13 protein-coding genes and 1 riboswitch are annotated in these 13,738 nt (G+C 69.4%); of the genes, 8 read left to right on the top strand and 5 right to left on the bottom strand.

Annotation, left to right across the window (positions count from 1 at the left end; all coding sequences use genetic code 11):
- Nucleotides 1-46 precede the first annotated feature (46 nt).
- From cobS to cobU, 3 genes are read right to left on the bottom strand one after another with little or no spacing between them, the layout of a single operon-like run.
- Nucleotides 47-832 carry an adenosylcobinamide-GDP ribazoletransferase gene (cobS, locus tag ACFSM0_RS16770; protein WP_377393172.1) on the bottom strand — a complete coding sequence of 262 codons (786 nt, stop codon included), beginning with the start codon at nucleotides 830-832 and terminating at the stop codon, nucleotides 47-49.
- Nucleotides 829-1,839, bottom strand: a complete 1,011-nt coding sequence (gene cobT / locus ACFSM0_RS16765; protein ID WP_377393168.1) for a nicotinate-nucleotide--dimethylbenzimidazole phosphoribosyltransferase — start codon at nucleotides 1,837-1,839, stop codon at nucleotides 829-831. Before cobT ends, cobS begins: the two co-directional genes overlap by 4 nt.
- A gap of 4 nt (nucleotides 1,840-1,843) precedes the next feature.
- Complete coding sequence (gene cobU, locus ACFSM0_RS16760; RefSeq protein ID WP_377393164.1) at nucleotides 1,844-2,347, bottom strand: bifunctional adenosylcobinamide kinase/adenosylcobinamide-phosphate guanylyltransferase; 504 nt, start codon at nucleotides 2,345-2,347, stop codon at nucleotides 1,844-1,846.
- A 79-nt stretch (nucleotides 2,348-2,426) separates the two neighbouring features.
- Here cobU and ACFSM0_RS16755 point away from each other — a divergent pair, with 79 nt between their 5' ends.
- Genes ACFSM0_RS16755 through bluB form a run of 5 tightly spaced genes read left to right on the top strand, consistent with a single transcriptional unit; the run spans nucleotide 2,427 to nucleotide 6,342 of the window.
- On the top strand, nucleotides 2,427-3,032 hold the full coding sequence (locus ACFSM0_RS16755; RefSeq protein WP_377393161.1) for a histidine phosphatase family protein: 606 nt from the start codon (nucleotides 2,427-2,429) through the stop codon (nucleotides 3,030-3,032).
- On the top strand, nucleotides 3,029-3,826 hold the full coding sequence (locus ACFSM0_RS16750; RefSeq protein WP_377393158.1) for a propanediol utilization protein: 798 nt from the start codon (nucleotides 3,029-3,031) through the stop codon (nucleotides 3,824-3,826). Before ACFSM0_RS16755 ends, ACFSM0_RS16750 begins: the two co-directional genes overlap by 4 nt.
- The gene (gene cbiB / locus ACFSM0_RS16745) at nucleotides 3,823-4,767 is read left to right on the top strand and encodes an adenosylcobinamide-phosphate synthase CbiB (protein ID WP_377393155.1); all 945 of its coding nucleotides are present in this window, start codon (nucleotides 3,823-3,825) and stop codon (nucleotides 4,765-4,767) included. Before ACFSM0_RS16750 ends, cbiB begins: the two co-directional genes overlap by 4 nt.
- Nucleotides 4,764-5,729, top strand: a complete 966-nt coding sequence (cobD, locus tag ACFSM0_RS16740) for a threonine-phosphate decarboxylase CobD (RefSeq protein ID WP_377393152.1) — start codon at nucleotides 4,764-4,766, stop codon at nucleotides 5,727-5,729. The genes cbiB and cobD overlap by 4 nt, the downstream gene beginning before the upstream one ends.
- On the top strand, nucleotides 5,719-6,342 hold the full coding sequence (bluB, locus tag ACFSM0_RS16735) for a 5,6-dimethylbenzimidazole synthase (RefSeq protein ID WP_377393149.1): 624 nt from the start codon (nucleotides 5,719-5,721) through the stop codon (nucleotides 6,340-6,342). Before cobD ends, bluB begins: the two co-directional genes overlap by 11 nt.
- Here bluB and ACFSM0_RS16730 read toward each other — a convergent pair.
- On the bottom strand, nucleotides 6,339-7,784 hold the full coding sequence (locus ACFSM0_RS16730) for a cobyric acid synthase (protein WP_377393145.1): 1,446 nt from the start codon (nucleotides 7,782-7,784) through the stop codon (nucleotides 6,339-6,341). The two genes, bluB and ACFSM0_RS16730, sit on opposite strands and share 4 nt — an antisense overlap.
- A gap of 271 nt (nucleotides 7,785-8,055) precedes the next feature.
- Nucleotides 8,056-8,709: a cob(I)yrinic acid a,c-diamide adenosyltransferase gene (gene cobO / locus ACFSM0_RS16725; protein WP_377393142.1), complete on the bottom strand. Its 654-nt coding sequence runs from the start codon at nucleotides 8,707-8,709 to the stop codon at nucleotides 8,056-8,058.
- 38 nt (nucleotides 8,710-8,747) lie between these two features.
- Nucleotides 8,748-8,977: riboswitch (cobalamin riboswitch) on the top strand.
- 101 nt (nucleotides 8,978-9,078) lie between these two features.
- Here cobO and ACFSM0_RS16720 point away from each other — a divergent pair.
- From ACFSM0_RS16720 to cobN, 3 genes are read left to right on the top strand one after another with little or no spacing between them, the layout of a single operon-like run.
- Nucleotides 9,079-9,447 (top strand): DUF1636 family protein, encoded by a 369-nt coding sequence (locus ACFSM0_RS16720; RefSeq protein ID WP_377393139.1) that lies wholly within the window; start codon nucleotides 9,079-9,081, stop codon nucleotides 9,445-9,447.
- Nucleotides 9,448-9,450: 3 nt separating this feature from the next.
- On the top strand, nucleotides 9,451-10,497 hold the full coding sequence (gene cobW, locus ACFSM0_RS16715; RefSeq protein WP_097069009.1) for a cobalamin biosynthesis protein CobW: 1,047 nt from the start codon (nucleotides 9,451-9,453) through the stop codon (nucleotides 10,495-10,497).
- Nucleotides 10,497-13,733 (top strand): cobaltochelatase subunit CobN, encoded by a 3,237-nt coding sequence (gene cobN, locus ACFSM0_RS16710; protein WP_377393136.1) that lies wholly within the window; start codon nucleotides 10,497-10,499, stop codon nucleotides 13,731-13,733. Before cobW ends, cobN begins: the two co-directional genes overlap by 1 nt.
- Nucleotides 13,734-13,738 lie beyond the last annotated feature (5 nt).

Genomic DNA, 13,738 nt, shown 5'->3' with positions numbered 1-13,738 from the left:
ATCAAAAATATAGGCGCGCGGGGCAGGTTGCGCGGGGCAGGCGGCGTCACGGCAAAGTGGCGCAGAGCGCGCACCAGCCTGCCAGTTCGGCGCATTGTTGGGAGGCGCCCAGAACATCCCCGGTTTGTCCGCCGAGTTTGGCCCGGGCGATCCGTGCCACGGCGAGCGCGGCAAGTGCGCCTGCAAGGCTCGGCGCAAGGATCGGCAGGCCCGGAAGGGCGAACCCGGACAGGCCGAGCGCGAGCGCCACGGCAAGCGCCGCAGGGGCTGCGCCGCGGGCGCGGTGGCCCATGCCATTGTCGCGCGCAGGCGGCATCGTGGCCATCAGCGCCACCGGGGCAACCCGGCTTGCCATGGCCAAGGCGACAAGCGCGGCACTGGCAAGGCCCGGCCCGGCAGCGGTGAGATGGGCGAGCGCCTGCCAGCGCAGCCCGAGCGCCAGCACCAGCGCGGTGACGCCATAAGAGCCGATGCGGCTGTCGCGCATGATCTCAAGGCGGCGCTCGCGCGTGTGCCCGCCCCAAAACCCGTCGGCGCAATCGGCGAGGCCGTCTTCATGAAGCGCCCCCGTCATCATCACCTGCGCGGCAAGCGCGAGCCCCGCCGCCAGCGCGGGCGGCAGCCCGAGCGCGAGCGCGAGGCTCAGCACCAGCGCGCTGAGCGCCCCGAGCAGCGCCCCCGCGAGCGGAAACGCCCAGGAGGCGGCTGCAAGGCTCGGGGCCGGGTCGGGCAGACGGGGGGCGGGAAGGCGTGTGAGCATCACCACGGCCAGCAAGGCCTCGGTAAGGCGCTGGCCCGCCCAGCCCGTTCCGGTCTGCCCGGGCGCCCTCATTGGCCTTCGCTCACACCGGCTTCGGCAAAGGTCGCCATGCCGTTGTGGCACTCAAGCGCGGCGCGCACGACCGAGAGCGCGAGCGCCGCGCCGGTGCCTTCCCCGAGCCGCATGCCCATTTCCAGCAGCGCCACCTTGTTCATGGCGGCAAGGATGCGGCGGTGGCCGGGCTCCGCCGAGGCATGGCCGACGATGCAGTGGTCAAGGAGCCGCGGATCAACCTTGAAAAGCGTGGAAACGGCGCCGGTGCAGATGAACCCGTCGAGAATGACCGGGATCCGCGCCGCCCGTGCCGCCAGCACCGCGCCGCACATCGCGGCGATTTCGCGCCCGCCAAGCGCGCCCAGCGTTTCGATGCCGCCAAGGCCGGAATGCAGCGCAAGGCCCTTGTCGATCACCGCGGTCTTGCGCGCGATGCCCGCCGGGTCCGCGCCCGCGCCGGGGCCGACCCAATCCGCGCCGGTGCCGCCAAACACCGCCGCGGCGAGCGCCGCCGCCACGGTGGAGTTGCCGATCCCCATTTCGCCCACGAACACCACATCGGCGCTTTCGTCCACCGCCGCGGCGCCCGCGTTGAGCGCGGCAATCGTTTCCGCCTCGTCCATCGCCGGGCCTTGGGTGAAATCTTGCGTCGGCCAGTCCAGGTCGAGCTTGACCACGGTCAGATCGGCGCCGGAAGCGCGGCAAAGCTGGTTGATCGCCGCGCCGCCCGCCTCGTAATTTGCCACCATCTGGATCGTGACTTCCTGCGGGAAGGGGCTCACGCCGAGTTTGCAGATGCCGTGATTGCCCGCAAAGACAATGCCCTGCGCCTTGGAAATCGTCGGCTTCACGGTGCCGCGCCAGGCCGCCCAATGCACTGCCACATCCTCGAGCTTGCCCAGCGAGCCAAGCGGCTTGGTGAGGTTGTCCTGGCGCGCGCGCGCCTCGGCGCGGATCGCCTCATCGGCAACGGGAAGCCGGTCGATCAGCGTGGCGAACTCTGCATAGGATTGGAATTGCAGCATTTTCTTATTTCACTTTCATTGGCAGGCCCGCGACGGTGAAGATCACTTCATCCGCCGCCGCGGCGACCCATTGGTTGAGAAACCCCGCAGCATCGCGGAAGTCCCGGGCGAGGCGGTTGTCGGGCACGATGCCGAGCCCCACCTCGTTGCTTACAAAAACGACGGGTGCGGCAAGATCGGGGAGAGAGGCAAGAAGCGCCTTTGCCGCAGCCTCCCAATCTTGCGCGCCCAGCATCAGATTGGTGAGCCAGAGCGTGAGGCAATCGACGAGGCGGGGGGCGTCGTCGGTGGCGCGCAGCACCCCCACAAGGTCAAGCGGTTCGGCATGGGTGGTCCATTCCGGGCCGCGGCGCGCCTGATGCACAGCGATGCGGGCGGCCATTTCCTCATCCCAGATCTCGGCGGTGGCGATGTAATGGGCGGGGCGGCCCAGCGCGAGGGTGCGTGCCTCGGCATGGGTGCTCTTGCCCGAACGGGCGCCGCCGGTGACCAGAAGAATGCGTGCCATGGGGGCGTGGACCTTGCCTCTTGTTCCTTGCGCGGCAACAAAGCAGAAAGGGCGCCGGACCGGAAGGAGAAATGCGACCATGGGCGGGAACGGGGCGACGGAGGCGCAGGCAGTGCGGGCGACGGGGGCGGAGCTTTTGCTGATCCGTCATGCTCCGGCGCGCAATGGCGGCTGCCTTGCGGGGCGGCGCGATGTGCCCGCAGACCTTCCGGGCCCCGCGCCGCTTGCGGCGTTGTGCGCGGCGGTGGGCGCGGCGCGGCTGGTGGCCAGCCCGGCGCTGCGCTGCCGCGAGACCGCCGCCGCCGTGTTTCCGGGCCGGACGCCGGATCTGGACGAACGGCTCTGGGAGCAGGATTTTGGCGCGTGGGAAGGGGTGCCCTTTGCCGATCTGCCCGACATCGGGGCGATGACGCGGGCGGAGCTTGCCTGCCACCGCCCCCCCGCGGGCGAGAGTTTCGAAGATCAATGTGCGCGGGTCTTCCCGGCGCTGCGCGATCTGGCAGGGCAGGGCGGGCGCACCGCTGTTGTTGCCCATGCGGGGGTGGTGCGCGCCGCGCTTGCGCTGGCGATGGGGCATATCCCCGCCGCGCTTGCCTTTGATATTGCGCCCCTTTCGCTCACCCGAATTGTGGCGCTGCCGGGCGGGCACTGGGGGGTTGGCGCCGTGAACCGGACGTTTGGATGAGCGCCTTCGTGCATATTCCCGGCCATTTTGGCGAATGGCTGCAGGGCCGGCTTGGCCCCGAGGGCGCGGTTGCGCTGGTGACGCTTTCAGCGCCCGATCTGGGACTCGATGCGCGCCACCGCCCGGGCCGGGGGCTCAGAATTCACGGGGCGGGGCTCAGCCCGGCGCGCGGGCGCGCCTTTCTGGAGCGGATCGGGGCCGGGCTTTTCGGGCAGGTGGTGGTGCGCCCGGTGGTGGCACCGGGGCTTGGCACCGGGGTCTCGACCGCGGCGCTGCTGGCGCTCGCGCGGCTTGCGGGCGTTGGCGCGCCTGAAGAGATGCTTGCCAAGGCCTGTATCGCGGCCGAGGGCGCTTCGGACCCTTTGATGTTTGCCGCGCCGGACCGGCTCCTTTGGGCCTCGCGGCAGGGCTGCTCACTTGGCCTGCTGCCGCCGCTGCCGCGCTATGAGATCCTCGGCGGTTTTGAGGGGCCGCCGGTGCGCACCGAGCCGCGCGACACGGCCTTTCCCGATATATCGGACCTCGTGGCGCGTTGGCAGGCCGGGCCCACGCTTGCCGACCTCGCCGCGCTCGCATCTGAAAGTGCGGCGCGCTCCTCGCGCCTGCGCGGCCCCGCTGTGGAGAGTGCGCCCGCGCTTGCCGCACGGCTCGGCGCGCTTGGCTGGATGCGCGCCCATACCGGGCCCGCACGTGGCCTGATCTTTGCGCCGGGCCGCGTGCCCACGGGCGCCGAAGCGCTCTTGCGCGCGGCGGGCTGGCGCGGGATCTTGCGGCTCAGGGGGGGCACGCGATGAACTTTGCGGCGATGATGCTGGTGGCGATCGCGCTCGATCTGGCGCTTTCCTGGCCGGGCGCGCTTTATGCCCGGATCGGCCATCCGGTGACCTGGTTTGGCGCGCTGATCGCCGCGCTGGAGGCGCGCTGGAACGGCGGCGCGGCGCAACGACTGATGGGCGTGGCGGCGGCTGCGGTCGTGATCGGGGTCGTTCTTGGACTAACCACGCTGCTTCAGACCCTTCTGCCGCAGAGTTGGATTGGTGTCCTGTTCGGCGGCCTGCTCGCCTGGCCCTTTGTCGCGCTGCGCTCGATGCATGATCATGTGGCCGCCGTGGCGCGCCCGCTCATTGCGGGCAATCTCGCACAGGCGCGCCATGAGGTCTCGATGATCGTGGGCCGCGACCCGGCGCAGCTTGACGAGGCCGGCGTTGCCCGCGCCGCGCTCGAGAGCCTTGCCGAGAATTCGTCGGATGGCATCATCGCGCCGCTGTTTTGGGGCTGCGTCGCCGGGCTGCCGGGCATCGCCGCCTACAAGGCGATCAACACGCTCGATTCGATGATCGGGCACCGCAGCGCGCGCTATGAGCGCTTTGGCTGGGCCTCCGCGCGGGTCGATGACCTCGTGAACCTGATCCCGGCGCGGCTCACCGGCCTGCTCTTTGGCCTTGCCGCCGGAGCCAAGGCGCGCGAGGCGCTGGCCGTGATGGTGCGCGATGCCCGCGCGCATCGCTCCCCCAATGCGGGCTGGCCCGAGGCGGCGCTCGCGGGCGGGCTCGGCATCCGGCTCTCCGGGCCGCGCATCTATGGGGACCGGGTGGCCACCGAGCCATGGCTCAACGGCACCGCCCCGGACCCCGTGCCGCAAACCCTTGCCCGCGGCCTTGCGCTTTATCGCCGCGCGATGGGCGGGGCCATTTTGCTCATTGCCCTTGTGGCGCTTTTGGGGAGCTTCGCATGAGACGCGATCACGGCGGCAATATTGATGCGGCCAAGGCCCGGTTCGGCGGCGCCGACTGGATCGATCTCTCGACCGGCATCAACCGGGTGCCCTATCCGCTCGCGCGGCTCGCCCCCGAAGCCTGGACCGGCCTGCCCACCGCCGCAGCCAAGGAGGCGCTGATTGCCGCAGCGCAAACAGCCTTTGGCACGCAGGCGCCCGGCGTCGCCCTTGCGGGGGCGCAGCAGGCAATCCAGCTCATTCCCCGGCTCACGCCGCCCGGCCTCGCCCGGGTTCTGGCGCCGACCTACAACGAGCATGCGGCCGCGCTTCGGGCGGCGGGCTGGGAGGTTGAGGAGGTGACGAGCCTGCGCGCCCTTGCGGGGGCCGATCTTGCCGTGGTGGTCAACCCCAACAACCCCGATGGCCGTGTGACGAGCCCCGAGGCGTTGCGCGCGCTTGGCCTGCAGGTGCGGCGCATGGTGGTGGACGAGAGTTTCGCCGATGCCACGCCCGAGACCTCGCTCGCGGCGAAAGCGGGGGCCAAAATCATCGTGCTGCGGTCCTTTGGCAAGTTCTATGGCCTTGCGGGGCTGCGACTCGGCTTTGCCTTTGCCGATGCCGCCACGGTGGCGCGGCTTGAAGACATGGTCGGGCCTTGGCCCGTTTCCGGCCCCGCGATTGAAACCGGCACCCGCGCGTTGCTTGATCGCCCCTGGGCCGAGGCGACAACGGCGCGGCTCACCGCAGAGGCGCACCGCCTTGATGCGATCGCCGCGGCAGCGGGCTGGGCGCTTGTGGGCGGCACCGCGCTTTTTCGCACGTATGCGACCCCCGATGCGCTCGCCGCGCAGGAGCGGCTGGCACGGGCACAGATCTGGAGCCGGATCTTTCCCTATTCGCCAAGCTGGTTGCGGCTCGGCCTGCCCGGGGGCGCGCGAGAATGGGACAGGCTGGAGAAGGCTTTGAGCGATGCAATTTGATCAGACCCACCGCGATGCGCTGACCGAGGTTTTGCGCTGGCGCCGCGATGTGCGCCATTTTCGCCCCGATCCGATCTCCGAAGCGGTGGTCGCGCGCCTGCGGGCGGTGATGGATATGGCGCCCTCGGTCGGCAATGCCCGGCCCTGGCGGGTGCTGCGTGTCGAAAGCCCCGAGATCCGCGCCGCGGTGCTGGCGAATTTCGAGGCGGCCCGCGCAGAGGCCGGGGCAGTTTATGCCGATGACCAGGCCGCGGCCTATGCAAAGCTGAAGCTGCAAGGCATCGACCAGGCGCCGTTGCAGCTTGCCGTTTTCACCCATCGTGACCCGCAGGCCGGGCACGGGCTGGGCCGCGCCACCATGCCCGTCACCTTGCAGCAATCGACCGCCATGGCAATCCACACGCTCTGGCTGGCTGCCCGGGCGGAAAACCTTGGTCTTGGCATGGTCTCGGTGCTTGATCCGCGCGCGATCGAGCGGCTTCTGGGCACACCGCCCGAGTGGGAATTTACCGCCTGGCTTTGCATCGGCACCCCGGAATTCACCGATGACACGCCGCTTTTGCACCGCGCAGGCTGGCAGGCGAACCTTGCCACCGAATGGGAGACCCGCTAGCGCGCGAGCGCGAGCAGCCCCGCGACGTCGAGATGCGCTTCCATATGGTCGGCGAGCGCTTCGAGCGTGGCCTCGACCCCGGCCCCGTGGCTTTGGCCCGAGGCGGGGATGCCGAGGCTTTCGAGAAAGGCCGCCCGGAACGCATCCGCCGAGAACATCCCGTGCAGATAGCTGCCGATGATCCGCCCCGAGGCGGAGATCGCCCCCTCGGGCGCCCCGTCGATCAGCGCAAAGGGGCGGGCGCGGTCCGGCCCCTCGGTCTTGCCGATATGGATCTCGTAGCCCTCGACGGCGAGCCCGGTCGCGGCATGGGTGGCACGGGTGCGGGTGAGGCGCTTGTCCGGCGTCATCACCGTTTCCACGTCAAGCAGACCAAGGCCCGGCGTGGTGCCGGGCGCGCCCTCGATGCCGTCGGGGTCGGCAACCGTGCGGCCCAGCATCTGATAGCCGCCACAAATGCCCAGCACATGGCCGCCACGCCGCACATGGGCGGCGAGGTCGATATCCCAGCCCTGATCGCGCAGGAAGGCAAGATCGCCGCGGGTCGATTTTGAGCCCGGAATCACCACGAGCCGCGCCGTGGCCGGGATCGGCTGGCCCGGCGTGACCATCACAAGGTCAACCCCCGGCTCTGCCGCAAGCGGGTCAAGATCGTCGAAATTGGCGATGCGCGAGAGCGCGAGGCAGGCCACGGTGAGGCCGCCCTCGCTGCGCCCCGAGCCAAGGTCGAGCGCGTCTTCGGCGGGCAGCCGATGCGCCAGCCCAAACCACGGCAGCGTGCCAAAGCCAGGCCAGCCGGTGCGCGCCTCGATCAGCCGGTAGCCCTCGTCAAAAAGCGAAACATCGCCCCGGAACTTGTTGATGATAAACCCGGAAATCATCGCGGCATCTGCGGGGTCAAGCACTGCCTGCGTGCCGATGATCTGCGCGATCACACCGCCGCGGTCGATGTCGCCCGCGAGCACCACCGGCACATCGGCGGCGCGCGCGAATCCCATATTGGCAATGTCCCCCGCGCGCAGGTTTACCTCGGCCGGGCTCCCCGCGCCCTCGACAATGACCAGATCATGCGCCGCCTTGAGGCGCGCGAAACTCTCCAGCACCGCGCCCATCAACTGCGGCTTCAGGGCCGCATAATCGCGCGCCTTGGTGGTGGTGAGGCGTTTGCCCTGCACCACCACCTGCGCGCCGACATCGGTTTCGGGCTTGAGCAGGATCGGGTTCATGTCGACCATCGGCTCCAGCCCGCAGGCCAGCGCCTGCAACGCCTGCGCGCGTCCGATCTCGCCGCCATCCGCCGTTACGGCGGCATTGTTGGACATGTTCTGCGGCTTGAACGGCGCAACCGAAAAGCCCCGCCGCCGCGCTGCGCGGCACAGCCCCGCCACCAGCATCGACTTGCCGACATTCGAGCCCGCGCCCTGGATCATGATCGCGCTCATGCCCGGCCTCCGCGCCTGTTGCCGCCGCGGGAGCCTCCGGCGGGGATATTTAAGAGCAAGCTGAAAGCCGCATCGGCAAAAGAGGCGCGGCACCGCACCCAGGCCTGCCAAGGCAGGGAGGGCGCGGCGCTTTCACCTTGCACGGTCATCGGGATCCCTCCCTGTACCGTTCTTTCAGCCTGCGCGCACATGGTTAACAGATTCTTAACGTGGTCTTTCATCTTGCCCCAAATATCCCGGGGGTCCGGGGGCAGCGCCCCCGGCCTTCGGCTCAGAACTCGACCCCCGGCTGGCCTTTGATGCCGGCACGGAACGGATGTTTGATCGGACCCATCTCGGTCACCAGATCGGCCGCCTCGATCAGCTCGGGCGCGGCGTTGCGGCCGGTGAGCACGACATGGGTCATTTCCGGTTTTTCGTCGCGCAAAAACGCCAGCACCTCGGCCAGATCGAGGTAATCGTAGCGCAGCGCGATGTTGATCTCGTCCAGAAGCACCATGCGGATCTGCGGATCGCGGATCAACGCCTTCGCCTTCTCCCATCCCGCGCGCGCCGCCGCCACGTCGCGCTCGCGGTCCTGCGTTTCCCAGGTGAAGCCCTCGCCCATCGCATAAAACTGGCACAGCGCGCCGAAATGCTCGGTGAGCAGGCGCCGCTCGCCGGTATCCCAGGCGCCCTTGATGAACTGCACCACCGCGCAGGGCATCTCATGCGCGATGCAGCGCAGGATCATCCCGAACCCGGCCGAGCTTTTGCCCTTGCCCGATCCGGTGTGGACAATCACAAGCCCCTTTTCCCCGGATTTCCCCGCCATGATCTTGTCGCGCGAGGCCTTCTTCTTGGCCATTTTCGCGGCATGGCGCACCAGATCTTCGGGCGTGCCCTCGGTGTCATGCGGCGGGGCGGGGTCGGTTTCGGGCGTCATTGCGGCGGCCTCCTGCTTGACAATGCACTATCTCTCGCCCACTCAGGAGCGGCGCTGGTTTCTGTCCTATGACAGGCGAAGAGGGAATGCGACAGGCTTTGCGACGCTCAGGCGCAAAAAGCCGAACGCAGCCGCCCCCGCGACCGTGACCGGAGAGGGCGCTCCGCACCACTGGCAGACCCGAGAGGGGGCCGGGAAGGAGGGGCGACCGTGAGGGATTTCCCTCGCATCCGCAAGCCGGGAGACCTGCCAGCGCATGCGTTCGGGCGGACGGGGTGTGCCGCGACCGGAGGACGGGCCCAAGGCCCGTCTTCGGGCGATCCCCCAAGCCTCAGGGAAGGCCTCGCAAGAGGCATCGGGGAGGGGCGAATGGTCGCCACGCTACATGTCTGCACCACCTGCCGGCGCGCGGGCGAGGCGCCGGAGGACGAAATCCGCCCCGGCGCGGCGCTTCATGCCGCGCTCGCCGATCTGCCGTGCCCGGACGGGGTGCGGATCGTTCCCGTGGAATGCCTGTCGGCCTGCACGCAGGGCTGTTCTGTCGCGCTCTCCGCGCCCGGCAAATGGTCCTATGTCTATGGCCGGCTTGGCCCCGCAGATGCCGCGACCGTGCTTGAGGGCGCCGCGCTTTACGCGCAAAGCGCCGACGGGCTCGTGCCCTGGCGCGCGCGGCCCGAAATCTTCCGCAAGCAGAGCCTTGCGCGCATCCCGCCCCCAGCGTTGACCCCCGAGGAGTAGCCCATGTCGGACCTGACCAAAATCCCCGTTACCGTGATCACCGGCTTTCTGGGCGCGGGAAAAACCACGCTCATTCGCCACCTGATGGCCAACCCCGGCGGGCGCACGCTTGCCGTGCTGGTGAACGAATTCGGCACGGTGGGCGTGGACGGCGAGATCTTGCGCCAATGCGCCGACGAAAATTGCCCCGACGAGAACATTGTCGAGCTGGCCAACGGCTGCATCTGCTGCACCGTCGCCGATGAGTTCATCCCGACCATCGAGGCTTTGATGGCGCGGCCCAACCGCCCGGACCATATCCTGATCGAGACCTCGGGTCTGGCGCTGCCCAAACCGCTCCTGAAGGCCTTCGACTGGCCCGCGATCCGCTCGAAAATCACGGTCGATGGCGTGATTGCCGTGGCCGATGCCGAGGCGGTGGCGGCAGGCCGCTTTGCCCCCGACGAGGCCGCGGTCGATGCGCAACGGCAGGCCGATGACAGCATCGACCACGAAACGCCGCTCTCCGAAGTGTTCGAGGATCAGATCGCCTGCGCCGATCTCGTGCTCCTGTCCAAGGCCGATCTCGCGGGGGAGGCGGGGCTTGCCGCCGCGCGCGCCGCGATCGAGGCGGAGGCGCCGCGCAAGCTGCCCATTCTGCCGATGGTCGAAGGCGTGATCGACCCGCTCGTGGTGCTCGGCATCAATGCTGCCGCCGAGGATGACCTTGCCGCGCGCCCCAGCCACCACGACGATCACGGCGAGCATGAGCATGACGATTTCGACACGGTGGTGATTGATCTGCCCGAAATCGCCGATCCCGCCGCGCTGGTGGCGGCCATCGAGCGGCTCGCGCGGGAGCACAATATCCTGCGGGTGAAGGGCCATGTTGCGGTGGCGGGCAAGCCGATGCGGCTTTTGGTGCAGGCCGTGGGCGAGCGGGTGCGCCATCAATATGACCAGCCCTGGGGCGAGCGGCCGCGTCGCTCCGCGCTCGTTGTCATTGCCGAGCATGACGACGTGAACGAAGACGCGATCCGCGCGCTGCTGATGACCGGGGTTGCCGCCTGATGCATGTCGTCTTTCGCGAAAGCCACGGGCTTGAGGAAACCGAGGTGCCGACCGATCTTGGTCAGCGCCCGGCAGACCTCGTGGCGCTGTCCTTCTCCGACAGCGACCTTGGGGCTTTTGCGGCAGGCTGGAAGCGCGCGGCGGGGGGGCTTCCCGCGTTGCGGCTTGCCAATCTGGTGGCGCTGCGCCACCCGATCTCGGTCGATACCTATGTCGAGAACACGCTTTCGGGCGCGAAAGGCATTCTCATCCGGCTGATCGGCGGCGAGGCTTACTGGCCCTATGGGCTCGCCTCGGTGCAGGATCTGTGCCGCCGCAAGGGGATTGCGCTTGCGGTGCTGCCCGCCGATGGCCGCGATGATGAACGGCTCGACGCGCTTTCCACCCTCCCGGTCTCGACGCTCCGGCGCCTGAAAGAGCTGTGCGACGCGGGCGGTGCGGTCGCCGCACAGGCGGCGCTGGCGCAGCTTGCGCTTGCCTCGGGCCTTTATGCCCCGCCCGTTCCGGGCGACAAACGCCTGCCGGACTGGGGCTTTTATGACCCCGCCAAAGGGGTGATCCCGGCGCCCGAAGGGGAGGGGCCACTCGCGCTCGTTTCCTTTTATCGCTCCTATCTCACCGCGGCCGATACCGCGCCGGTGGAGGCGCTGATCGCAGGGCTGCGCGCGCGCGGCTTTGCCGCTTGCGGGCTCTTTGCGGGGTCTCTCAAGGCGGAGGGGCTTGGCGATGCGGTGGAGGCCGCGCTTGGCGCGCGCCGCCCGGCGCTGATTGTCAACGCCACCGCTTTCTCGGCGCAGGGCACCGACGGCACCACCCCCTTTGACCGCTACAATGTGCCGGTGTTTCAGGTCGCGCTCTCAACCGCGCGCAAGCGCGACTGGGAGGCCGCCGAGCGTGGCCTTTCGCCTGCCGATCTTGCCATGCATGTGGTGCTGCCGGAGGTGGACGGGCGGCTCTTTGCCGGGGTCATCTCCTTCAAGGCGCCCGAACCCCGCGACCCCGATCTCGAATATGCCCGCTTTGCCCATCGCGCCGATCCGGGCCGCGTGGAGGCCGCGCTCGAGCGCATCACCGGCTGGCATCGGCTCGCCCATACGCCCGCGCCCGCGCGCCGCGTGGCGGTGGTGCTCTCCACCTATCCCGGCCGGTCCTGGCAGATGGCGCATGCGGTGGGCCTTGATGCGCTCGCCTCGACCGAGGCGCTGCTCGCGCAGCTGGCCGCGGAGGGCTATGCGATTGCGCCCGGGGCGGCGCTTGAAGCGCTTGCCTCAGAGCGGCAAAGCTGGCCGCTTGCTGATTACCGCGCCGCGCTTGAAACGCTGCCCGAGCGCCTGCGCGCGGCCCTCACCGAGGCTTGGGGGCAGCCCGAGGATGACCCGGCTTTTGCCGGGGGCGCGTTTCACTTTGCGGCGCTTTCGCGCGGCGCGGCGCTGATCGCGCTGCAGCCCGAGCGGGGTGAGGTGCGCGCGCGCGAGGACGAGTATCACGACCTCTCGCGCGTGCCGCGCCACGGCTATGTGGCCTTTTACCTCTGGCTGCGGGCGCAGGGGGTTCATGCGCTCATCCATATGGGCGCGCATGGCACGCTCGAATGGCTGCCGGGCAAGGCGGTCGCGCTTTCTCGGGCCTGCTGGCCCGAGGCGCTCTGGACCGGGCCGGTGATCTACCCGTTCATCGTCAACGATCCGGGCGAGGCCGCGCAAGCCAAGCGCCGCCTTGGCGCCATCACGCTCGGCCATCTGCCGCCGCCGCTCGCGCGCGCGGTCGTGCCCGAGGGCATGACCCGGCTGGAGCGGCTGCTTGACGAATATTCCACCGCCGACGGGCTCGACCCGGCGCGGCGTGACCGGCTGATTGCCGATATCCGCGACGAGGCCCGCGCGAGCGGGGTTGAGGCGGATCTGGGCATCCCGCCACAGGCCTCCGCCGCCGAGGCAATCACCCGGATTGACCGCTTTGTCTGCGACATCAAGGAAAGCCAGTTCGGCGAGGGGCTGCATGTGCTGGGGCAGGGGGCCTGTGGCACCGAGGAGCGCGCCGGGCTCTCGGCGGCGCTTTCAGGCGCGCGCGTGCCGCCCGGCCCCTCGGGCAGTCCCGCGCGGGGGCGCGCCGATGTGCTGCCCACCGGGCGCAATCTCTTTGCCGTCGATCCCCGCGCCGTGCCCTCGCGCGCGGCCCATGCGCAGGGCGTCAAGCTTGCCGAAGAGCTGTTGCGCAAGCATCTGCAAGATCAGGGCGACTGGCCGAAGGGGCTGGTGGTGGACCTTTGGGGCTCGGCGACGATGCGCACCGCGGGCGAAGAATTTGCCATGGCGCTGCATCTTGCCGGCCTCAAGCCGGTCTGGGACGAGGGCGCGGCGCGGGTCTCGGGCGTTGAGGTCCTGCCGCTCGCGCTCCTGGGCCGGCCCCGGATTGACGTCACCTTGCGCGTCTCGGGCCTGTTTCGCGATATTTTTCCGGGCCTCGCCCAGCTTTTCGAGACCGGGGCAGAAGCGCTCGCCGCGCGCGAGGAAAGCCTCGAGGATAACCCCTATGCCCGCCCCGCCCCGCGCGTGTTCGGGCCCCGGCCCGGCCAGTACGGGCTCGGCATGGGCGCGGCGCTGGATGCCTTCACCCCCGAGGCGCGCGCGGCGGCGGGTGAGGCATGGCTGGCCGCCTCAAGCTATGCCATTGACAAAAAAGGCGAGATTCGCGCCGATCGGGAAGGGCTGGAAGCGCGCCTGATGGCCTCGGACAGTTTTGTCCATGCGCAGGATCTGCCCGAGTCCGACCTGCTGCTGGCCTCCGATTACGCCGCCCATGAGGCGGGCTTTGCCGCCGCGCTCGCGCATATTGGCGCGGCAACGCCCGCGCTTTACCACCTCGACGCGACAGATCCTTCCCGCCCGCGCGCCCGCACGCTGCCCGAAGAGATCGCCCGCGTGGTGCGGGCGCGGGCCACCAACCCGGATTGGGTTGCGGGCATGATGCGGCACGGCTTTCGCGGCGGCGCCGAAATTGCCGCGACGCTCGACCACATGGCCGCCTTCGCCCATCTGGCCCAAGCCGTTCCCGCCCATCTGTTTGACCTTTATCACGAGGCGACGCTCGGCGATGATGCCGTCACCGCCTTTCTGGAAACCGCCAACCCGGAAGCGCTTGCCGCGATGCGCGATCTCTTCCGCCGCCTCGCCGAGGCGGGGCTTTGGCAGACCCGCCGCAATTCGATTGCGGCAAGCTTGCAGGAGCGGCTATGAGCGCC

This window comes from Rhodobacter lacus (assembly GCF_042683065.1).
Taxonomy (GTDB): Bacteria; Pseudomonadota; Alphaproteobacteria; order Rhodobacterales; family Rhodobacteraceae; genus Rhodobacter; species Rhodobacter lacus.
This window is presented reverse-complemented; position numbering and strand designations above follow the sequence as displayed.